The following is a 22,175-nucleotide window of genomic DNA, read 5'->3' as shown; positions in this document are numbered from 1 at the left end:
AGCGCCGACATGCCGACCTGCCCGAACGGACACCAGTCGGGTTCCGACGACTGGTGCGAGGTGTGCGGTCACCGCATGGCCGGTGCCGTACCCCCACCGCCTCCCCCGCCGCCCGCGCCCGGCGGCGGCTACGGCTTCCCGCCCCCCGGTCCCGCGGGCCGGCCCGGCCCGAGCGGACCCGGTGGTCCCGGCGGACCCGGTGGTCCCGGCGGTCCCGGCGGACCCGGCGGACCCGGCGGACCCGGTGGTCCCGGCGGACCGGGTGGCCCCGGTGGGTACGGCGGCGGCGGGCCGGAGCTGTGCCCCCAGTGCCGCACCCCGCGGGAGGGCGCCGCTCCCTTCTGCGAGGAGTGCCGGTGGAACTTCCTCACCAACACGGCCACCTCCTACACCCCGGCCGCACCGCCCCCGCCGACCCAGGGGCACGGCCAGAACCAGGGACACGGGCAGGGTCAGGGACACGGCCAGGGACATGGGCAGGGCGGCCCGTTCGGGCAGCAGCCCGGCCCGTCGTACGGCGGTGCCGACTCCTTCGACTACCAGGGCTCGCGTCCCTCCCAGGTGAACCGCCCCGCCGAGCCGATCCCGCCGGGTCCGCACGGCTTCGGCGGCGACCCCGCGCACCAGGCCCCGCCGCCCCCCGGTCCGGGCGGCCACGGCGGCCACGGCCAGGGCGGTCACGGTGGTCCCGGGGGCCACGGCGGCCCCGGCGGTCACGGTGGCCAGGGCGGTCACGGTGGTCCCGGCGCGCCGCAGGGCTACCAGGGCGGGCCCCCGGCGCCGCCCGCGTACCCGCAGGACACCGGCCGGCCCCAGCAGGGCGGCCCGTCCTTCGGCGGCGGTGACGACGACTGGGTGATCTCCCCGCCCTCCGGCGGCCCCGGCGGCGGTGGCCCCGGCGGTCCGAACGGCCCCGGCGGGCGCGGTGGTTACGGCTACCCGCAGCCCGGTGCGACCCAGGCCCCGCCCGGCCCCGGCTACCCGCAGCAGCCGCAGGGTCCGACGACGTGGATCGCGACCATCGGCCCGGACCGCGAGTACTTCATGGCGATGATGCACCGCTCGGGGCCCGAGGCCGCGGGGCTGAACCTGCCCGCGTACTCGCCCGAGCAGCAGCGCACGCTGACCGGCAACCAGATCACCATCGGCCGCCGCCGGCACTCCACCGGCGACACCCCCGACATCGACCTGTCGACGCCCCCGGAGGACCCGGGCGTCTCGCACCAGCACGCGGTGCTGGTGCAGCAGCCGGACGGCAGCTGGGCGGTCGTGGACCAGAACTCGACCAACGGCACGACGGTCAACGGCGGCGAGGAGCCCATCCAGCCCTTCGTCCCCGTCCCGCTCCAGGACGGCGACCGGGTGCACGTGGGCGCCTGGACGACGATCACGATCCGCCGGGCCTGACGGGTCCGCGGGGACCACGGGAGGCCCCGGGGACCGACGGGTCGACCGGTGAGACTCCTGTGGGCCGTGAGGCCGTAGGGCCCCGTGAGACGTACGGATCCGAGGCGTGCGGGTCCGGCGAAGCCGTGCGGGCCCTTGAGGCCGTGCGGGTCCGGCGAAGCCGTGCGGGTCCGGTGAGGTTGCGCGGCTCCGACGAACGCGTCGTGGGGGCGGTACGGGCCGGCGCCCGGGTCGCCCTCCGCGACGGGGCCCTCAGCAGGCGGGCAGCGGCCAGACGTGCGGGCCCGCCGGGTCGTCCAGCCACGCCCGGGTGCCGTCCCCGCCGACGGTGAGGCCGTAGCGCTCCCGCCCCGGGCCGCCCTCGCGCTCCCACAGCGCGTACGCCTCCCGGGGGTCGACGGCTCCGGCGGTCAGCGTCAGCAGGAACCGGAACAGTTCGTGCCGGGTGGCCCGGCGCGGCAGTCCGCTCGTGTCGGGCAGCACCGGCCGGGCGCTGCCCGCGCCGCGCAGGGGCACGAAGTAGGCGGGCGTGGGCAGGAACCGGCCCTCTGCGTGGCCCGCGTCGCGCACCGTGAGGCGGATCAGCCCGGTGGCGTAGGGCGCGAGGATCCGGGCCCCCGGTCGGCACTGGCCGAGCCACGGGAGCGGTACCCCGGGCAGCGCGCAGGTGGCGATGATCCGGTCGTAGGGAGCGCGCGCAGGCACTCCGCGCGCCCCGTCGCCGGTGACGACGGCCGGACGGTACCCGGCGGCGTCGAGGTGGCGGCGGGCCGACTCGGTGATCTCCGGGTCGAGGTCGACCGTCGTGACGAGGTCGTGGGTGCGCAGGTCGTGGCCGCCGAGCCGGTGGGCGAGGAGGGCGGCGTTGTAGCCGCTGCCGGTGCCGATCTCCAGCACCCGCTGACCGTCCCGCACGGCGAGCGCGGTGAGCATCAGGGCCATCAGGGAGGGCTGGCTGCTGGAGGAGAGCAGTTCCCCGTCGCGCAGCCGGATCGCCAGCGGCATGTCCTCGTAGGCGCCCCGCAGCCACCGTTCGCGCTCCCGGGGGTCCGGGCTCTCGCCCCAGCGCCGTTCGTGACCGCCGACGAGGCCGACGTAGTAGTACGGCAGGAACAGGTGGCGCGGCACCGCCGAGAACACCTCCCGCCACACCGGGTCGGCGGCGAAGGCCCCGCTCGCGTCGATCTCCCGCACCAGCGCCGCCCGCGCCGTGGCGGCGGGATCGTCCCCGTCGGCCCGGCCGCCGGCGTCCTGCCGCCCCGCGTGCCCGCCCATCCCTCCACGGTACGAGCAGCGGGCCCGCGGGGGCGGTCGGCGGCGCCCCCGGGCCGGGCGGGGCGGGAGCGGCCGGGGTCCGGGGCAGTCCTAGGGCCGAAGTCCTATGCCGTGCTGTCTGAGAGCATGGACGGCGTGACAGAGATTCGGCGCGGCACGCTGCAGGAGCAGACGTTCTACGAGCAGGTCGGCGGGGAGGAGACCTTCCGCCGGCTGGTCCACCGTTTCTACCAGGGGGTGGCCGAGGACCCGTTGCTGCGGCCCATGTATCCGGAGGAGGATCTGGGCCCGGCCGAGGACCGGCTGCGGCTGTTCCTCATGCAGTACTGGGGCGGGCCCCGGACGTACAGCGAGAACCGCGGTCACCCGCGGCTGCGGATGCGGCACGTCCCGTTCAAGGTCGACCGGGCGGCGCACGACGCGTGGCTGAAGCACATGCGGGACGCCGTCGACGAGCTCGGCCTCTCCGAGGAGCACGAGCGCACCCTGTGGGACTACCTGACGTACGCGGCAGCCTCCATGATCAACTCGCCGGACTGACGGCACCACCAGCACCACCGGCACGATCGGCACGATCCGCACAGCCGGAGCGGCCGGCACGGCCGACGCGTCAGGTGTGCCCCCCGAGGGCCGCCGACCGGTGAGCGCGCGGCGGTGACCGGCCGAAGCCCGAGGGCCGCCGGTCACCGCCGACCGCGAGCCGCCGGCCGCTCGCGAGGGCGGAGTCGCCCCCACCGCACGTTTCCAGCCACGGACGTGCGCATTCCGGTCCCCCCGCACCGCATTCCGATCACGATCCGGTCAAGCCCGGTCCGAGAGCGCTTACTTCCGGGCCGTCGCCTCTGACACCATCGCCCCCGGGATCAAGCGGACACGGGACGGCCCGGGGTGGCACGGGGGGTGGGGGTACGGGTGGGGAGTGCCGGGGGGCTCACACGGTTCGTCCTCGCCCGGGCGCGCGCCCACCGGCCGCTGCTCGCCGCCGCCCTGCTGACCGTCCTGCTGACCACCGCGGTGCTGGCGACCCTCACCGCCTACTCCGGGGCGATCGGCGACGCCGCCCTGCGGCACGCCCTGCGCGACCCGCGCAACGCCGCCGACACCGCGCTCGTCGTACGGGCCGAGGTGCCCGCGGGAGAGCGTGACGCCGCCGAGGCCGCCGTGCGCGACCGGGCCCGCGCGGCCTTCGACGGCCTGCCGGTCACCCTCGGCTCCCTGACCCGCTCCGGCGCGTACGCGCTGCCCGGCACCGCCGGCCGGACCGACGGGCACGGGGGCACCGCCGGGACCACGGCCGGGGCGGCCGGGGAGGCGGACGCGGGGGGCGACGGCGGCCCACCGGGCGCCGGGCAGCCGGACCTCACGCACTTCGCGGCACTGGACCCCGGCCGGGTCCGGATCACCGGCGGCCGGATGCCCGCCGCGCCGGACGGCGACACGGTGGAGGCCGCGCTGCCGGAGACCGCCGCCGCCCGGCTCGGTCTGGAACCCGGCGCGCGGCTGCGCCTGACCGACCGCCTCGGCGGGCCGGCGGTCGACGTGCGCGTCACCGGCGTGTACCGGCCGGTGGACGCCACCGCGGCCTACTGGCAGCTCGACGACCTGCGGGGCCGCGGCACCGTCGAGGTCGACTTCACGACGTACGGGCCACTGCTCACCGACCCCGCCGTCCTCACCGGCGAGCGGGTCAGCGACGGCGGGACGGCCTGGCTGGCGTCGGCGGACTTCTCGACGGTCGGCACCGACCGGATCGACGCCCTGCGCACCGCCGTGCGGGACGGCACCGCCGCCCTGCGCGAGGACCCGGCCCTGGGCGGCTCCGCCGAGGTGACCGGCGCCCTGCCCACCGTCCTGGACCGGATCGAGCGGTCCCTGCTGGTGTCCCGCAGCACGCTGCTCGTCGTCGGGCTCCAGCTCGCCCTCCTCGCCTGCTGCACCCTGTTCCTGGTGGCCCGGCTGCTCAGCGCCGAACGCGCGGGCGAGAACCGACTGCTGCGGGCCCGCGGCGGGTCCCGCGCCCAACTGGCCCGCCTCGCGGGGCTGGAGGCGCTGCTGCTGGCGCTGCCCGCCGCGGCCGTGGCGCCCCTGCTGGCGGGCCCGCTCACCGGGCTGCTGGCCGGGCGCGGCGCGCTGGCCCGGATCGGTCTGCACCTGGACACCTCGGTCGGCGAGGTGGCGGGCCGGGGCGCGGTGTGGCTGGTGGCGGCGGGTGTGGCCCTGGGCTGCGCGCTGGCCGTGACGGTGCCGGCGCTCACCTCGTCGTTCGCGGCCGGCCGGGCCCGGCCACTGCCCGGCGCGGTACGGGCGGGCGCGGACCTGGGGCTGCTGGCGGTGGCCGCCGTCGCGTTCTGGCAGCTGAGCCGGCAGCCGTCCGGGGCCGTCGGCCGCGACCTGGAGATCGACCCGCTGCTGGTCACCGCGCCCGCCCTGGCCCTGCTGGCGGGCACGGTGCTGACCCTGCGGCTGCTGCCGCCGGTGGCGCGGCTCGCCGAGCGGCGGGCGGCCCGCGGACGGGGGCTGCCGGGCGCGCTGGCGGGCTGGCAGCTCAGCCGCCGCCCGATGCGCGGAGCGGGCCCGGTCCTGCTGCTGGTGCTGGCGGTGGCGCTGGGCATGCTGGCGATCGGCCAGGGATCGTCGTGGGAACGCTCGCAGAACGACCAGGCGGACTTCCGCGCGGGCGCCGAGGTGCGGGTGCTGGGCGCCGGGGACAGCGAACCGGGCCACACCCAGGCGTACGCGGCCGTGCCCGGCGTCGAGAGCGCCGCCCCCGCCCACCGCGGGTCGGTCCCGCTGTCCGGCAACCGGACGGCGACCGTGCTGGCCCTGGACACCGCGTCCGCCGCCGGCACCCTGCTGCTGCGCCCGGACCTCGCCGACCGCCCCGTCGCCCACCTGCTGGACGGCCTGGCGCCGAAGGGTCCGACGGCGGGCGTGCCCGTACCGGCGGACACCGCCCGGCTGTCGCTGACCGCGCGCCTCCGGGTCGCGGGCACCGCGGGCGGGGACGGGGACGCCGCGGACGACGGGGCGGGCACCCCGGCGGTCGGCGTGCTGGCCACGCTCGTGGACCCCTACGGCACCCCCTACAAGCTCCCGCTCGGATTTCTCGCCGCCGACGGCCGCCCCCACACGCTCGTGCTGGACCTCGCCGCGGCGGCCGTCGCCCCGCCCGGGGCGATGACGCTCACCGGGCTGCAGCTCGACCTCAGCCGGCCCGTCGGGACGTCCGAGGAGCACCGCTTCACCGTCTCCCGGCTGGTGACGACCGACACCGCCGGCCGGGACCACCCGGCGGAGCTGCCCACCACCTGGACCGCGACCGCGCGGGCGGGCACCCCGGCGCCGTCCGCCGACGCCGGCACCGGCCCCACCCGGCCGCGCGTCACCGCCACCGAGCCGCCGACCCTCGTCTACGGCACCGGCCACACCCCCCGGGACTCCTTCGGGGCGCCCACCCCGCTCACCGTGCGGATGCAGGTCCCCCAGCCCGCCGTGCCCGAGGTCGCCGCCGTCGCCACCGACCGCTACCTCGCCTCCACCGGCGCCCGGCCCGGGCAGCGCGTGGACGTCACCGTCGGCGGCTCCAGCGTCCCGGTGCGCCTGGTCCGCTCGGTGCGGGACCTGCCGTCCACGCCCACCGGCGGCACGGACGACGGCGGGGCGCTGCTGCTGGACCTGCGGGCGGTCAACCGGGTCCTGCAGGCCCGCCACGGCGAGGGCGTGCCGCCCACCGAGTGGTGGCTGCGCACCGCGTCCGGCGCCACCGACCGGGTGGCCGCCGCGCTGCGGGACCGGCCCGACGTCGAACCGTCCCGGGTAGTGGTGCGCGACGAGATCGCCGCGCAGTTGCGCGACGACCCGTTCGGCGCCGGACCCGAGGCGGCCTTCGGCGCGGCGGCCCTGGCCGCGGCGGCGCTCACCGCGGTGGGCTTCGCGGTGAGCGCGGCGGGCGCGCTGCGCGAGCGGACGGCGGAGTTCGCGGTCCTGCGCGCCCTCGGCACGTCCCGGCGGCGGCTGGCCCGGGTGGTGATCGCCGAGCACGGGGTGCTGGTGGGGCTGGCGCTCGCGGTGGGCGTCCTGCTCGGCGCGGTCCTCGCCCGGGCCGTGATCCCGCTGGTCATGCTGACCTCGGAGGCGGCCCGGCCGGTGCCGCAGGTGCTGGTGGAACTGCCCGCCGGGCGGGTGCTCGTCCTGCTGGCGGCGGTCGCGGCCGTCCCGCTGGCGGTGACGGCCGTACTGGCCCTGCGCCGCGCCGACCCGGTGACGTCGCTGCGGGAACGGGGAGGTGAGTGAGGTGACCGTCCGGTCCTCCCGGCCGAGGACGGCCGCGCCCTGGGTGCGCACCCGCCTGCGGGCCGCGCCCGGCACCGCACTGGCGCTGGCGCTGCTGGTGGCGGTGACCGCGTTCCTGGCCGCCGCGCTGCCCCGGGCGGTCGACCGCTACGGCGACGACGGCCTGCGCCGGGCCGTGACGTCGGCGGGCGCCGCACGCACCGTCCTGCAGTTCGCCGCCCCGCCGGACCCGCAGGCGTCCGGGCAGGAGGCGGAGGCGAGCCTGCGCGGAGCCGCGCTGGAGGACTACCGGACCCGGATCCTCGACGCGGCCGACCGCACCCTGCCCCTCGACCCGGGCCAGTCGGCGGCCGGGGTGCGCAGCACCGAGCCGCAGGAGATGCGGGAGCCGTGGCTGCCCCGCCCCGACGGGCTGCCCCCACGGCTCGACCTGATCGCCCAGAGCGGGCTCGCCGAGCACGCCCGGCTGGAGGCCGGGCGGTGGCCGCGTGCCGCCGGGGACGTCACCGCCCGGACCCCCCGGGTGGAGGCCGCCGTCAGCGCCGAGACCGCCCGGCGCCTGAACATCGAGGTCGGCTCCGTCCTGCGCTTCGCCGGGGAGCAGCGCGCCCCGCTCGCCGTGCGGGTCACCGGCATCGTCGCGCCCCGCGACCCCCGGGGCGCCTACTGGTCCGTCGAACCCCTGACGCGCACCCCGGCCCTGACGATCCTCAACGGCGACCCGGACCTGCGGGAGTACTGGAAGGCCGCGCTGCTGCTGCCGCCGGACGCCGCCCCCGCCCTGCTGGGCACGGCCACGGACCCGTACCGCTACTGGAACCTCGTCCCGTCCGTCGACGCCCTCCACGCCCACGACGTGCCCCGGCTGAAGACCGCGGTGGCGTCCACGGAGTCCGGCCCGGTGCTCCAGCGGGTGCGCGAGAAGACCTCACCCGTCGTGTCCGCGGGCACGGACCTGGACGAGGTGCTCATCCGCCACGAACGGCTGCGCGCGGCCATCGGCCCGCTCGTCGCGGTCGCCGCGTTCGGCACCGCCGCCGTCGCCACCGTGGTCCTCATGATGGCGGGCGGGCTGGCCGCCGACCGGCGGCGGGCCGAACTGGCCCTGCTGCGGGCCCGCGGCGGTTCGCTGGCCGGCCTCGGCGGCCGGCTGCTGGCCGAGACCTCGGTGGTGGCGCTGCCCGCGGCGGCCCTGGGCCTGACCGCGGCCTGCCTCGCCGTCCCCGGGGCCCGGCTGCCGTACGCGGTCGCCGCCGCCGGTGCCGTCGCGCTGCTCGGCTGCCTGGCCCTGCCGGTGCGGGCCGTCGCCGCCCACCGCGCCGTGCGCGTCCACACCGGGCGGGAGGACCTCACCGCGGCCCGCCCGTCCCGGCGGCGCACGGTCGCCGAGCTGACCCTGCTCGTCCTCGCCGTGGGCGCCGTGGTGGCCCTGCGCACGCGCGGCACCGCGGACGGGTCCGGTGCCTCGGGCGACCACCTCGTCTCGCTCGCCCCGGTGCTGGTCGGCGTGATCGCCGCGCTGCTCCTGGTGCGCCTGTACCCGCTGCCGCTGCGCGCCCTGGCACGGCCGGCCCGGCGGCTGCGCGGCGTCGTCGGCCCGCTGTCCCTGGCCCGCGCGGGCCGTGGCTCCGGCTCGGCCGTCCTGCCCCTGCTCGCCCTGCTGACGGCACTGACCACCGCCGCGTTCGGCGGCTCCGTCCTCAGCGGCGTCGCCGACGCCCGGGACCGCACCGCCCTGCACACCGTCGGCGCCGACGCCCGCGTGGAGTCCCTGCACGTCCTCCCGGCGGACCTGGCCGACCGGGTGCGGCGCGCGGAGGGCGTCGAGGACGTCACCGTCGCCGGTGTCTCCCACCACGCCCGCCCGCAGGACGGGTGGGACGTGGTGCCGGTGGCCGCCGTCGACCCCGGCCCCTACGCCGCGCACACCCGGCGGACGGACATCGGCGCGTTCGACGCGCGGGTGCTGGAGACGGGCGGCGAACCGTCCGGGGCGGGCACCACCCCGGGGGGCGGGACCGGGGGCGACGCCGGGGGCGGAAGCGCCTCCGGGAGCGGTGCCGGGGGCGCCGACGGTGGCGGCGGCGCCGGGTCCCCTACGCCGGCCGACGCCTCGGCACGGGCGGACGCCTCGGCGGCGACGGCCGCCGATCCGCTGCCCGCCGTGGCCTCCCCCAAGGTCGCCGAGCGGTTCGGCACCCGGCCCTTCCCGGTCCGCATGGAGGACCGGAGCATCGTCACCCTGCGGATCGTCGCCGTCCGGGAGCGGACGCCGGCGGTCGTCGGGGACCAGTTCCTGGTCGTGGACCGGGCCGGGCTCAGTGCCCGTGCCGCCCGGCCCACCACGCTGCTCGTCACCGGCGACGCCTTCGACCCGGCCGCGCTGCGCCGCACGGTGGGCGACGGCACACCGGTCCTGGTCCGCGCCGAGGAACGCGCCCGTCACGTCGACTCCCCGCTCCAGTCCGGCGCCGAGCGCGTCTACACGGCCGCCGTGACCGCGGGAGCCGGGTACGCCGTCCTGGCCCTGCTGCTCACCCTGGTGCGCGCCGCCCCCGAACGCGCCGCCCTCCTGGCCCGGCTGCGCACCATGGGCCTCACCCGCGCCCAGGGCCGCCGCCTGCTCGTCCTGGAGTCCCTCCCGCAGGCCCTGCTCGCGGCGGTCGGCGGCACCCTCACGGCGTGGGCCAGCGTCGTCCTGCTCTCCCCCGGCCTCGACCTGACGACGATGGCCGTCCCCGACACCGTCTCCTCCCCCGGCCGCGCCGCCCTGCGCACCGACCCGGTGTCGCTGCTGGTCCCGGCCCTGGTGGTGGTCGCCCTGACCGTCGGGGTCGCCGTCGTCCAGGCTTGGTGGACGGGCCGCCGGAGCGCGGTACGCGAACTGAGGGCAGGAGACGCGAGATGACCGGCACCGCACGCGCGAGGCGGGCCCACGACGGTCGCCCCGCTCACCCCGCACCCCGTCCCCCGTGGACCGCACCCCGTCCGCCACGGACCGCACCCCGGCCGCGACCGGCCGGCTCCCCTCCAGGAGACCGCCGATGACGACCCAGCCCACGCTCGCCGACCTCGCCCGCCGCGTCTCCGCCGACCGCGACCGCCCGGCCTTCGGGCACGACGCGCTGATCACCTGCGACCGGCTGGTCCGGGTCTTCACCGCCGACGGTGTGGAGGTCCAGGCGCTCCAGGGACTCGACCTGCTCGTACGGGAGGGCGAGTTGATGGCCCTGGTGGGCGCCTCGGGCAGCGGCAAGTCCACGCTGATGAACATCCTCGCCGGACTGGACACCCCGACCGCCGGCGCGGCCCGGGTCGCCGGCCGGGACCTGCTCACGATGACCGCGAGGGACCGCCTCGCCTACCGCCGCGAGGTCGTCGGCTTCGTCTGGCAGCAGACCTCGCGCAACCTCCTGCCGTACCTCACGGCCGTCCAGAACGTCGCGCTGCCCATGCGCCTGCGCGGCGGGCGGGGCCGGGTGGCACGCCGGGTGGGCACCGAACGCGCCCTGGACCTCATGGAGTTGCTGGAGGTCGCCGACTGCCGTGACCGCCGCCCGCACGAGATGTCCGGCGGCCAGCAGCAGCGCGTCGCCATCGCGGTGGCCCTGGCCAACGAGCCGTCGGTCCTGCTCGCCGACGAGCCCACCGGCGAACTCGACTCCCACACCGCGGAACAGATCTTCGCCGCGTTCCGCACCGCGAACGAACGTCTCGGCACGACCATCGTCATCGTCACCCACGACCAGGCGGTCGCGAGCGAGGTCCGCCGGACGGTCGCCATCAGGGACGGCCGCACCTCCACCGAGGTGCTGCGCCGCAGCGAGGTCGACGAGGCCACCGGTCACGAGACCCTGGTGGCCCGCGAGTACGCCATGCTCGACCGCGCGGGCCGCCTCCAGCTCCCCGCCGAGTACACCCAGGCCCTGGGCATGCGGGACCGGGTGGCCCTGGAACTGGAACCCGACCACATCGCCGTCCGCCCGGACGACAGCGAACGGGACTGAGCAGCGGCCACCGGATCCGCCTCGTGCCGGATGCGCATCGTGCCGGATCCGGATCGTGCCGGGGCCGGTCGGCGCGGGGCCGGCCAGTGCAGGGCCTTCCGGTGCAGGGCCGGCCGGCGTGGGGCCCGCTCAGCGCACGCTGAGCCCCAGCCCCGCCCCGAGCCCTTCACCGCGGACGGCGATCGACCCGTACGGGGTCCGCAGCCGCAGCCAGGCACCCGAGGCGAGGAGAACGACCTCCCCCGAGGACCCCCGGGGCTCCGAGGACCGGGCGGATCCGGCGGGCCGGGCGTACGCCGATGACCCGGCGGACTCAGGCTGCGCGTGAACGGCAGACCCGGACGCGAGGGCCGCCGGGGAAGGCCCGACGGACTGCGAGGTCCCCGAGTGCTCCGACACCCCGGAGGCCGTGGCGGACCCCGTCGGCCCGGTGGCCCGGAGGAAGCCGAGGGACTGGGCGGCGTGCACGGCACGTACCGGGAGGCGGGTGTCGCCGACGGTACGGGACCAGATGTCCCGCCCGATCGTGTCGAGTTCGGCGCGGGTCCGCGCCTCGGGCGCCAACTGCCCCGTCCGGGTGCGGAATTCCGTGACGGCCGCGGACACCAGCGCGCGCAGGGCGTCGGGTCCGGGCAGGCCCGGTTCGGCCGCCCGCCAGCCCCGGCGGGGTGGCAGCACCCCGGCCCAGGGCGGACCGGTCACAGCCGCGGGGACGTGCGCCGTGGCGGCCGTCTCGTCCAGCGCCTCCAGCAGCTCACCGGCGGACACGGTCACGTCGAGCGTGACGTCGAGCCCGTTCTCGTAGGGCTTGGCCAGCCGCACCGCGCGGATCGCCAGCACCTCGAAGGACGGCGGCCGTCCGAAGACGGCGAGGGCGGTGCCGGCCGCCTGGAGCCGCACCGCCGCCGCACGGTCGTAGTGGAGCAGCCGGGAGAGGAAGGCCGCGAGGTCCGCGGCCTCCCTCTCGTCGGCCAGGTGGAGGACCGTCATGCGGCGACGGCCTCCTCCTCGGCGTCGTCGGTGTACTCCCGCAGGAACTCCCGCTCCTCCTCGGTGAGGCGGCGCGGGCGCTGCGCCGCGAAGTCGAACGGCACGATGACCGTCGACGCGCGGACGTAGACCAGGTCGTCGTCCTTCACCTCGTAGGTGAGGGTGAAGGACGCCGCCCTTATCTCGGTGACCCACAGCTCGATGTCGACCGGCGTGTGCCGGTGGACGAGCTGGCGCTTGTAGTCGATCTCGTGGCGCGCCACCACGGACCCCTGCTGGAAGTCCTTCTCCGGGCGGAACAGGAAGTCGATACGGGCCTCCTCCAGGTAGCGGAGGAAGACCACGTTGTTGACGTGGCCGTACGCGTCCATGTCCGCCCAGCGCAGCGGGCAGCGGTAGATGTGCCGCAAGACCGATCAGCCCCGGGTCAGCTTCTTGTAGGTGGCGCGGTGCGGACGCGAGGCGTCCGGGCCGAGCCGCTCGATCTTGTTCTTCTCGTAGGACTCGAAGTTGCCCTCGAACCAGAACCACTTGGACTCACCCTCGTACGCGAGGATGTGCGTGGCGACGCGGTCCAGGAACCACCGGTCGTGGGAGATGACCACGGCGCAGCCGGGGAACTCCAGCAGGGCGTTCTCCAGGCTGCTGAGCGTCTCGACGTCCAGGTCGTTGGTCGGCTCGTCGAGGAGCAGCAGGTTGCCGCCCTGCTTGAGGGTGAGCGCCAGGTTCAGGCGGTTGCGCTCACCGCCGGACAGCACACCGGCCGGCTTCTGCTGGTCGGGCCCCTTGAACCCGAACGCCGACACGTAGGCGCGCGACGGCATCTCGACCTGGCCGACGTTGATGTAGTCCAGCTCGTCGGAGACGACGGCCCACAGCGTCTTCTTCGGGTCGATGTTGGCGCGGTTCTGGTCGACGTAGGAGATCTTGACCGTGTCGCCGACCTTGATGGTCCCGGAGTCGGGCTCCTCCAGCCCCTGGATCATCTTGAACAGCGTCGTCTTGCCGGCGCCGTTGGGGCCGATGACACCGACGATGCCGTTGCGCGGCAGCGTGAAGCTGAGGTCGTCGATGAGCAGCTTGTCGCCGAAGCCCTTGCTGAGGTTCTTCACCTCGACGACGACGTTGCCCAGGCGCGGGCCCGGCGGGATCTGGATCTCCTCGAAGTCCAGCTTCCGCATCTTCTCGGCCTCGGCGGCCATCTCCTCGTAGCGCGCCAGACGCGCCTTGGACTTGGCCTGCCGCCCCTTGGCGTTCGACCGCACCCACTCCAGCTCGTCCTTGAGGCGCTTCTGCCGCTTGGCGTCCTTGGCACCCTCGACCTTGAGGCGGGCCGCCTTGGTCTCCAGGTACTTGGAGTAGTTGCCCTCGTAGCCGTGCAGGCGGCCGCGGTCGACCTCGCAGATCCAGCCGGCCACGTTGTCCAGGAAGTACCGGTCGTGGGTGACGGCGACGACGGTGCCCTCGTACTTGGCGAGGTGCTGCTCCAGCCAGTTCACGGACTCGGCGTCCAGGTGGTTGGTGGGCTCGTCGAGGAGCAGCAGGTCCGGCGCCTCCAGCAGCAGCTTGCAGAGCGCGACGCGGCGCTTCTCACCACCGGAGAGGTTGGCCACGGGCCAGTCGCCGGGCGGGCAGCCCAGCGCGTCCATGGCCTGCTCCAGCTGCGCGTCGAGGTCCCAGGCGTTGGCGTGGTCGAGCTGCTCCTGCAGCTTGCCCATCTCGTCCATGAGCTCGTCGGTGTACTCGGTCGCCATCTGCTCGGCGATCTCGTTGAACCGGTCCAGCTTGCCCTTGACCTCGGCGACACCCTCCTGGACGTTCTCCAGGACGGTCTTCTCCTCGTTCAGCGGCGGCTCCTGCAGGAGGATGCCGACCGTGTAACCGGGCGTGAGGAAGGCGTCACCGTTCGACGGCTGCTCCAGCCCGGCCATGATCTTCAGAACGGTCGACTTACCGGCACCGTTCGGGCCGACGACTCCGATCTTCGCTCCCGGCAGGAAGCTCAGGGTGACGTCGTCGAGGATCACCTTGTCGCCGTGCGCCTTACGCGCCTTGCGCATGGTGTAAATGAACTCAGCCAAGAGAAACCGTCCGGCAGCTTGAAACAGGCAGTGGGCAGATACACCCCATCTTGCCGCACCGCCACCCCCGGGAGGAAACGCGTTCGGCGCGGACGCCCTGACCTGGGGTTTCGTCCGAGGCTCCCGTACGTGACCCGTCACTGTCGGTCGCCGTCGAGGCCCTGCGGCCCCTCCACCGCCCGGCCCGCCAGGGGTGCCCCCGGGAATCCGCCCCGGGCCCGGGCGGGTGGCCGCCCTCGCCCCACGTCGCGGCGACTCACGCCGACCGGGCCCGCGACGCCCCGCCCAGGGCCGCCTTTCCGGCCCCGTTACACTGCCGCGACGCCCGGGAGCGGGTCCGGCGCACGCCGGGACCGCGTTACCGTGCGACCGTGACCAGCGCAGCGGAGCGCCCTCTCCTCTTCCTCGACGTCGACGGCCCCCTGCTCCCGTTCGGGACGCCCACGGGTGGACCGGGCATCGCTGCGGTTCCCGCTCCCCCGGCGCCCGCAGGACGGGGCAACCCGTTGCTCGGCCGCCTCGACCCCGTGATCGGTGCACGCCTTCTGGCGCTCGGGTGCCGCATCGTGTGGGCGACGACCTGGAACGACGAGGCCAACACCGTCATCGCCCCGCGCATCGGTCTGCCCGAGCTGCCCGTGGTGGCGTGGCCGGACGCCGAGGGGGTGACGACTCCGCGGGGCCTGCACTGGAAGACCCGCCCGCTCGTCGAGTGGGCCGACGGCCGGCCCTTCATCTGGGTCGACGACGAGATCGGTCACACGGACCGCGTCTGGGTCGCCGCCGCCCACGCCGGACGGTCCCTGCTGCACCGGGTCGACCCGGCCGTGGGACTCGCCGACGCGGACTTCGCCGCGCTCGCCGCGTGGCTCGCGGACCTGGGCACGTGACGCCCCTCTCGCCGCATCCCGTCGTGGCGGGACGGCGGGCGGGACGGCGGGCGGCACGGCGCGTGCCTGTCGGTCCGTCCTCCGGGAAACCGGCCGCTTTCCCGGTCAGTTGTCGGAGGGGTTCTCCCGACGGCGGGCGATGAGGAGTCCGGCGCCGCCGAGGACGACCAGGCCGATGGCGGTGCCGGCGATCCACGGGGTGGCGTCGGAGGAGCCCGTCGCGGCGAGGTTGGTGTCGGCGGGGGTGCCGCCCAGCGGGGTGGGGCTCGGCGCGCTGTAGGTGCGGGCGGCGGTGCCGGTCTCGGCGGACCGGGTCAGGCAGTCGAGCATGCCGGTGAACCGCTGCTGGAAGCCGTCGGGCCCCTGGACGGTGAAGTCGTAGGGAGCGTCCTCGCTGAGCGCGACGGTCACCGTGCGGGACGCCCCCGGGGCGACCGTGTGCTTCTGGCCCACCAGTTCGAAGGTGAAGGGTTCGTCCCCCTGGTTGGACGCGGTGACGTCCACTCCGCCCTTGGCGCAGTTCTCCCGCGCGGACACCGCCGGGACGGCGCCCTCCTCCGCCCACGTGACGCTCGCGGTCGCGGACACCGTCGACTCGCTGGAACCGGCCAGGATCTGCGTCTGGCTGCGGCTCACGGAGGAGAAGGCCCGGCCGACCGGAACGGTGGTGGCGGCCTGCGCGGTGAGACGCGCCGTGCCGGCCGTCGCGTCCTCGGGAATCTCGAAGAAGATCTGGCTGCCGTTGACGGCGTCGGTGACGGGCTCGCCGTTCTTGTCGACGAGGCGCACCTCGTCCCGGGCGGCGTTCGCCTGCGGCGCGACCGTGACGCTGCGGGCGTCCGTGCGGACGGTCACCGGGCCCACCAGCTCTCCCGGACGCCCGGAGACGACCGGCGGGTCGAGGGTCAGCGAGGCCCGGGGCTCCTTCAGCTTCCGCGCGTTCTTCTCCAGGTAGTCGGCGAGCTGCTCGGCCTGCGGGTCGACGGCCTCCACGGTCACGTCGTCGGCGTACCGCCAGATGGCGACCTGGGTTCCGGCCGCCGCGTCCTCCTCGGTGAGCGAGCCGCGCACGCCCGCCTTCTTCGCGAGTGCCGCCAGGTCGTTCACCTGGGGGTAGGAGTTCTGCAGGATCCAACGGATGCGTCCCGCGTCGTCGTTGACGCCGAGGGACGTGCTGCTCCACGCGGCCTCGTGGTACTTGGCGTCCTTCTGCGTGGGGGTGTGGACATCGACGCAGTAGGTCTGGAGCATGCCCCCGCCGTCGACGGACATCTCGAACAGGCCCGCCGACACCTGCTGGTCGCTGCCGTCCTCCATGCGTATGACGGCCGCGCCGAAGGTCTTCAGTCCGCCTATGGTCGCCGTCGCCCCGCCCTGTTGCGGCGCCGTCTCACCGGCGGCGGCCGGGCTCGCGCCGACCGCCATCACGCCCGTGGCGGCGAGTCCGCACAGCAGCGTCCCGGCGGCGAGACGCACCCGTCCACGCCCGCGCACGGACCACGCAGAAGACGAAGCAAACACCGAATTCCCTTCCGAGCAGGACCCGTTGACGTGGGGGCACGGTCCCACCAGCAGAATCACCGGCCCCGAGAGTCCCGGTGGCCATGCCCGGCATCCTAAGGAGGCCGCGCACCGCGCCTGCCGGTGATCGCTTCGGACGACTGATCCGATCCGCAATCGTTATCGCCGGGGCCTCCGAAGGCAGGGATTGTCGACAAATCCCTCCGGGAGCCTTCGGTGTGCAGCCTCCGACAGGCCGTACTTCGGTCGACGTCGGCAGCCACGCGGACGGCGGGAGGCCGGCAGGAGGGTCACCGGGTTCCAGGTTCCGGGCGGCGGTGGCAGGGGCAGGGGACGCTTGCCCCTCGGTGCTCCAGGGCGCAGCCGACGGTGGGCCACCGGAGAGGGACGAGGACGGGCGGGAGTGACGCGCCGTCAGCAGTTACTGGCCATGGCGGCGGTCGGCATCGGTCCGGGCGGTGCTGATGACGCCGCCGGCGCGGAAGGCGGTACGGAGGGTGCGGAGAGTGCGGAGGGTGCCGAGGGTGCTGTCGGGGCGGTCGCAGGTGCCGCGCCGGCGACCGGTTCCGGACCGGCCAGGGCTGTCGTCGGAGGAGTCGCCCGGGGGCCCGACGGTGACACGAGGGCTCCGGCGGGCGTGGCGGGCGGTCCCGCTGTGCCCGTCGGCGGTGTCTCCCAGGTGGGCTCGGGGCGCTCGTCGGCCGTGGTGGTGGCCGCCGGCTGTTCCGGACGGCCCGAGCGCCGGAACGCGGAGGTCCCCCGCGCGAGGTCGTGCCCGATCGTCACGGCGTCGAGGTCGGCGGAGACACGGCTCTGCTGTCCGTCCCGTTGTTCCGTGCGCACCTTCAACCGGCCCTGGACGACCACCGGGTCACCCACCGAGAGGGACGCGGCGGCATTGGCGGCGAGCTGGCGCCTGGCCCACACCGTGAAGAAGTTGGTGTGCCCGTCCGTCCACATGCCCTTCTCCCGGTCCCAGTACCGCGAGGTCACCGCCAGCCGGAACCGCGCCGACGGCCCCGACGCCAGGTCCCGGTACACCGGCGACGTCGCCACGTTGCCCACCGCGCAGATCATCGTCTCGTTCATCGCGTCTCCTCCCCGGCCCGGAGCCGTTCGCGGCCCGGGCGGATACGCGTACGGGCCCCTCCCGTACGGCTCTGTCCGGTGCGACGACCGCGCCTCACGCGTCATGCGTCATGCGTCATGCGTTACGCGTTACGCGTTACGCGTTACGCGTTACGCGTGCGTCGTGCGTCGTGCCGTGGTCATCGCGAGAGCCAGACTGCCGTGGACGGGAAGAGCCCGCTGGGGGCTGTGGACACCTCTGGAGCTGTGGAAAACCCGGCCACCCGTGTGGGTGAACCGGGTGAGTGAAGCCGGGCGGCCGGACAGCCCCGGCGACCGGGCCGCCGGACCACCGACCAGCAGGCCACCGGGCCACCAGAGGCGGTGGCGGCCGGTGTCCGCCGCCAGGACGGGCGAGGACTCGCCTCCTCACCGGGCCGAGGCAGTCCCCACGACCCGTACGTACTGTTCCCGTACCTCCAGGTACCGCAGCAGTTCCGCCGCCACCGGATCGAGCACCCGCGCCCGGCCGCACCCGGCGGCCGCCTCCCGCAGCCGTCTCTCCGCGTCCTGTCCGTAGCGCCGGGCCGGACCGCGGGCCGCCATGCGGCAGCTCCACTCGATGAGCGGGCCGCCGATGATGCCGATCAGCATCAGCAGCACCGGCACGCCCAGGTTGGGTGACATGAACCCGATGATCTGGCCCAGCAGCCACAGTCCGCCCAGGAACTGCAGGATCGTCATCGACGCCTGCGCCAGGACGGCCGCCGGCCACCACCCGGGCCGCGGAGGCTTACCCGGGGGGAGTCCCGCACGCGCCGTCAGCTCGTCCAGCGCCTCCGGCAGCCCCTGGGCCCCCCGCACCGCGGCCTCGCGCACCGCTTGAGCCCACGGCGTCGGCAGACCGGCGGAGGCGCGCTCGGCCACCGTCCGGACCGCCTGCTCCACGCGCTGGCGGGCCGTGGCCTCCTCGTCGGGCTGCTGCGCGCGCAGCGCATGGCGTCCCGTGGGCGGCTCGCCCCGGTCGTTGTACCAGCGCCACAGCCGCAGCCAGGGTGTGCCGCACGCACGGTTGGCGTTGCGCAGCCACGCGCGTTCGGCCGCCTCGCCCGCCGCGGTGGCGCCGACGGCGTCCGCGAGCCGGGCGGAGAACTCGTCCCGCGCCTCCTCGCTCAGCCCGCAGCGCCGGCGCGTGGCGTACACGGGCCACAGCCTGGCCGCCGCGACGTCCACGTCGGCGCCGATCCGGCGGCCGGCCGCTCCGCGTTCGGACACGAACTGGCCCAGCGCCTCGCGCAGTTCGTCCACGCCGTCCCCGGTGAGCGCGGAGAGGGCCAGGACCGTCGTGCCGGGTTCGTCGTACTCCCCCAGGGCGACGCCGTCCTCGTCGAGCAGCCGCCGCAGATCGTCCAGGACCTGCTCGGCGGCGTCGCCGGGCAGCCGGTCGATCTGGTTGAGGACGACGAACATGACCTCCGCGTGGGCCGCCATCGGCCGCAGGTACCGCTCGTGCAGCATGGCGTCGGCGTACTTCTCCGGGTCGACGACCCAGATGACGGCATCGACCAACGTCAGCACCCGGTCCACCTGTTCACGGTGCTGGACGGCGGCGGAGTCGTGGTCGGGAAGGTCCACCAGGACCAGCCCGCGCAGCTGGTCGTGCGCGTCGGCCATGGTCTGGGACGGGCGGCGACGCAGCCGGGGCGGGATGCCGAGGCGTTCGATGAGCCCGGCCGCGCCGTCGCTCCAACTGCACGCGATGGGCGCGGACGTGGTCGGACGCCGTACGCCGGTCTCCGAGATGGGCACTCCGGCCAGGGCGTTGAACAGCTGCGACTTGCCGCTGCCGGTCGCCCCGGCGATCGCGACGACGGTGTGCTGCCCGGAGAGACGGTGACGGGCGGTGGCCTCCTCCAGCACCCGGCCCGCCTCGGCCAGGGTCCCGCTGTCGAGCCGGGTGCGGGACAGCCCCACCAGTTCGCGCAGCGCCTCCAGCCGTGACCTGAGGGACGGGTCGTACGTCAGGGGCGTGACGGTCTGCGGCGCGGGTGCCCGCGTCTCCGCCCCCGCCGGTGCGGGAGCATGCTGGTCGGTCGCGGGGGTCGCCCCGTTCACCCGCCGCGCGATGAGCCCGTCGTCCCAGGGCCCCTGGGCGGAGTTGCGCTCCCCGGTGTCGTCGGCCCGCCCGGGATTGTCGCCCGCGGCAGCCGGCACCGCCGGGGTCTTCCTCGCTTCCCTGCGCCCGCCGCCGTCCTCGCCGCCACGCCCGTCACGGCCGCCCCGGGCGCCACGGTCGTCACGGCCACCGTCGTCGCGACCGGTGTCACGGTTTCCGTCACGGTCGGCGTCACGGCTGCTGCGGCCGTCCTGGCGGTCACGCCGCCCGTCCGGTCCGGACCGGCCGAACCGACCGAAGCGGGCCAGCCGTCCGGCCCGCTCGGCGAACCGGGAACCGTCGGCGTCGCCGCCGTCGCCCTCGGCACCCTCCGGGTCCTCGGTACCGCCGGAATCACCAGGAACTCCGGAACCATCGAGGTCCTCCGCGCCCCGGGAGCCGTCGGAGTCCCCGGAACGGTGGGAGGCGTCCAGGTCCGCGAAGTCCTCGGAGCCGTGGGAACCGTGGGAGCCGTGGGAACCGTCGGAGTCTTCCGACCGGCCGGTGGCCCGGGGCCGGCCCTGGTCGTCGGGACGCTCCGCAGAACGAGAAGGCTCAGCCTGCTCGGAACGCCCGGCCTCCTCCCGGTTCCCGGCCTCCTCCCGGTTCCCGGAGTTCTCGGGGGTCCGGGAGTGCCCCGGGCTCCGGGACTGCCCGCGGTCCTGAGGCCGCCCGGGGTCCTGGGGCTGTTCGGCCTGCCCGGGGTGCTTCGGGTGCTCGGTGTGGTCCTGGTCAGTGACGGCGGTCACCGGTCACCTCTCCTTCTGCAGTACGGACAACGCGGCGATCAGCTCGGCCTGGGGTTCCGCGTGCACGTCGAGTCCGTCGAGCGGGGCGAGGCGGCGCTCGCGCTCGGCGTCCATGATCCGGTCCATGTGCTCCAGGAGCAGCCGTCCGCCCTTGTCGCGGAGCCGCAGCGCACCGTGCGCGCCGATCCACTCGGCGAGCCGCTCCCCCGCGGTGCGGGTGCGCCGTCCGCCCAGCAGCACCGTGGCCACCAGGGCGGCGACCGTCTCGGGGTCGGGGGCGAGGTTGCGGTCCAGCTCGCGCACCTCCTCCTCCGCGTACTCCTCCAGCTCCCGCCGCCAGCGCCGGACGGCGAGGCCGATGCGGTGCTCGGCGCTCTCCGTGGGTCCGTCCTGGTCGGGGCCGTCGCGGTGGTCGCCGAGTTCCGGAGCCTCGGCCGCCGGTTCGCGCCGCCACGCCTCGTCCACCCGTTCGTCGGCCGCCGTGACGGCACAGAGCAGCAGGGCGCCGAGGCTCTCCACGAGGGTGTCGAGGAGTTCGCCGGCCGTGCAGTCGAGGGGGAAGGCGCGCCACCGTTTGAGCGCGTCCCCGGCGAGGACGGCCCCGGCCTGGAGCCGGCCGCGCACCCGCGTGTACTCGCTGTCGTACGCGCTCTCGACGGCGGCGGTGAGCCGGAGGGCGGCGGCGTACTGCGCGGCGGCGGCGCCGGCCAGCTCGGGCATCCTGGAGTTGAGGGAGTCCAGGATCCCGTAGGCGGTGCGGGCGATGACCTGCCGGCGGGCGGCCGGGTCCTGCGTCTGGTGGACGAGCCAGGTGCGCAGGGACGCCACCGCGCTGGCGGGCAGCAGGCCGCCGCCCCAGGCCGACTCGGGCAGTTCGGGCACCGTGAACCGGGGCACGTGGCCGAGTCCGGCCTTGGTGAGCAGGGCGCCGTACTGCCGGGAGACCTCGGCCACGACCTGGTGGGGCACCCGGTCCAGCACGGTCACGAGGGTGACGTCGTACTCCTTGGCGGTGCGCAGCATGTGCCAGGGCACCGCGTCGGCGTAGCGGGCCGCGGTGGTCACCATGATCCAGATGTCGGCCGCGCAGATGAGCTCGGCGGCGAGGACCCGGTTGTCGGTGACGAGGGAGTCGATGTCGGGCGCGTCGAGCAGGGCGAGGCCGGGCGGCAGGGTCTCCGTGGTCTCGATGCGCAGCACGCGGGTGGGGTTCTCGCCCGGGAGGAGCAGGTCGTCCGTCGGTTCCCGCTGGGGCACCCAGACGCGCGTGAGGTCGGGCAGCACCCGCATGCCGCTGAACCAGTGCTGGTCCTCCGGATGGCAGACGAGGACCGGGGTGCGTGTCGTGGGCCGCAGCACCCCGGCCTCGCTGACCCGGCGTCCCACGAGCGAGTTCACCAGCGTGGACTTCCCGGCACCGGTGGAGCCGCCGACGACGGCGAGCAGCGGGGCCTGCGGCTCCCTCAGCCGGGGCACCAGGTAGTCGTCGAGCTGCGCGAGCAGTTCGTCGCGGTTGGCACGCGCACGTGGCGCGCCCGTCAGAGGCAGCGGGAAGCGTGCGGCGGCGACACGCTCGCGCAGGGCGGAGAGTGCGTCGAGCAGCTGAGGCCGTACGTCCAAGGTCACCACATGGGAAGAATGCCCAATTTCAGGGGAATTCTGAAGCATATGAGCATGCCTGCGCGCCGATAGAACACATCGGACGCAAGGGACGACTGGGACACGGTCGCATCGGAGGC

At 75.5% G+C, this 22,175-nt stretch carries 13 protein-coding genes and 1 pseudogene; 6 read left to right on the top strand and 8 right to left on the bottom strand.

Annotation, left to right across the window (positions count from 1 at the left end; translation table 11 throughout):
• Positions 1 to 9 precede the first annotated feature (9 nt).
• A complete protein-coding gene (locus AC02VZ_RS00185) occupies positions 10 to 1,407 on the top strand; it encodes an FHA domain-containing protein (protein ID WP_476474177.1) in 1,398 nt (465 codons plus the stop codon).
• 252 nt (positions 1,408 to 1,659) lie between these two features.
• Here the strand turns inward: AC02VZ_RS00185 and AC02VZ_RS00180 are convergent, their stop codons facing one another.
• Complete coding sequence (locus tag AC02VZ_RS00180) at positions 1,660 to 2,682, bottom strand: methyltransferase domain-containing protein (RefSeq protein ID WP_476474176.1); 1,023 nt, start codon at positions 2,680 to 2,682, stop codon at positions 1,660 to 1,662.
• A gap of 126 nt (positions 2,683 to 2,808) precedes the next feature.
• Here AC02VZ_RS00180 and AC02VZ_RS00175 point away from each other — a divergent pair, with 126 nt between their 5' ends.
• The 4 genes from AC02VZ_RS00175 to AC02VZ_RS00160 all read left to right on the top strand — a co-directional run bounded on the left by AC02VZ_RS00175 (position 2,809) and on the right by AC02VZ_RS00160 (position 10,982).
• The gene (locus tag AC02VZ_RS00175; protein WP_362089842.1) at positions 2,809 to 3,222 is read left to right on the top strand and encodes a globin; all 414 of its coding nucleotides are present in this window, start codon (positions 2,809 to 2,811) and stop codon (positions 3,220 to 3,222) included.
• Between the two features lie 372 nt (positions 3,223 to 3,594).
• Positions 3,595 to 6,975, top strand: a complete 3,381-nt coding sequence (locus AC02VZ_RS00170; protein ID WP_476474175.1) for an FtsX-like permease family protein — start codon at positions 3,595 to 3,597, stop codon at positions 6,973 to 6,975.
• 1 nt (position 6,976) lies between these two features.
• On the top strand, positions 6,977 to 9,883 hold the full coding sequence (locus tag AC02VZ_RS00165) for an FtsX-like permease family protein (protein WP_476474525.1): 2,907 nt from the start codon (positions 6,977 to 6,979) through the stop codon (positions 9,881 to 9,883).
• Between the two features lie 136 nt (positions 9,884 to 10,019).
• Positions 10,020 to 10,982: an ABC transporter ATP-binding protein gene (locus tag AC02VZ_RS00160; protein ID WP_432055430.1), complete on the top strand. Its 963-nt coding sequence runs from the start codon at positions 10,020 to 10,022 to the stop codon at positions 10,980 to 10,982.
• Positions 10,983 to 11,111: 129 nt separating this feature from the next.
• On the opposite strand, the gene AC02VZ_RS00155 is transcribed toward AC02VZ_RS00160, so the two are convergent.
• Genes AC02VZ_RS00155 through ettA form a run of 3 tightly spaced genes read right to left on the bottom strand, consistent with a single transcriptional unit; the run spans position 11,112 to position 14,053 of the window.
• Complete coding sequence (locus tag AC02VZ_RS00155) at positions 11,112 to 11,972, bottom strand: DUF8010 domain-containing protein (RefSeq protein WP_476474174.1); 861 nt, start codon at positions 11,970 to 11,972, stop codon at positions 11,112 to 11,114.
• Positions 11,969 to 12,382 carry an acyl-CoA thioesterase gene (locus tag AC02VZ_RS00150; RefSeq protein WP_164350470.1) on the bottom strand — a complete coding sequence of 138 codons (414 nt, stop codon included), beginning with the start codon at positions 12,380 to 12,382 and terminating at the stop codon, positions 11,969 to 11,971. Before AC02VZ_RS00150 ends, AC02VZ_RS00155 begins: the two co-directional genes overlap by 4 nt.
• A gap of 6 nt (positions 12,383 to 12,388) precedes the next feature.
• Positions 12,389 to 14,053, bottom strand: a complete 1,665-nt coding sequence (ettA, locus tag AC02VZ_RS00145) for an energy-dependent translational throttle protein EttA (protein ID WP_476474173.1) — start codon at positions 14,051 to 14,053, stop codon at positions 12,389 to 12,391.
• Between the two features lie 371 nt (positions 14,054 to 14,424).
• On the opposite strand from ettA, the gene AC02VZ_RS00140 reads away from it, so the two are divergent.
• A complete protein-coding gene (locus AC02VZ_RS00140; protein ID WP_476474172.1) occupies positions 14,425 to 14,943 on the top strand; it encodes an HAD domain-containing protein in 519 nt (172 codons plus the stop codon).
• 105 nt (positions 14,944 to 15,048) lie between these two features.
• Here AC02VZ_RS00140 and AC02VZ_RS00135 read toward each other — a convergent pair whose 3' ends face one another.
• The 4 genes and pseudogenes from AC02VZ_RS00135 to AC02VZ_RS00120 form a co-directional block, all read right to left on the bottom strand.
• Entirely contained in the window at positions 15,049 to 16,464 is a 1,416-nt protein-coding gene (locus tag AC02VZ_RS00135; RefSeq protein WP_476474171.1) for a Cys-Gln thioester bond-forming surface protein, read from the bottom strand.
• 642 nt (positions 16,465 to 17,106) lie between these two features.
• Positions 17,107 to 17,553, bottom strand: a pseudogene (locus AC02VZ_RS00130) (single-stranded DNA-binding protein); the annotation flags it as partial.
• A 408-nt stretch (positions 17,554 to 17,961) separates the two neighbouring features.
• The gene (locus AC02VZ_RS00125) at positions 17,962 to 19,956 is read right to left on the bottom strand and encodes a YfjP family GTPase (RefSeq protein WP_476474524.1); all 1,995 of its coding nucleotides are present in this window, start codon (positions 19,954 to 19,956) and stop codon (positions 17,962 to 17,964) included.
• Between the two features lie 483 nt (positions 19,957 to 20,439).
• Entirely contained in the window at positions 20,440 to 22,065 is a 1,626-nt protein-coding gene (locus tag AC02VZ_RS00120; RefSeq protein WP_432055437.1) for a dynamin family protein, read from the bottom strand.
• Positions 22,066 to 22,175: the final 110 nt, after the last annotated feature.

This window comes from Streptomyces sp. 3-6 (assembly GCF_056323165.1).
The sequence above is the reverse complement of the archived record's forward strand: the minus strand, read 5'-3'. Positions and strand labels throughout refer to the sequence as shown.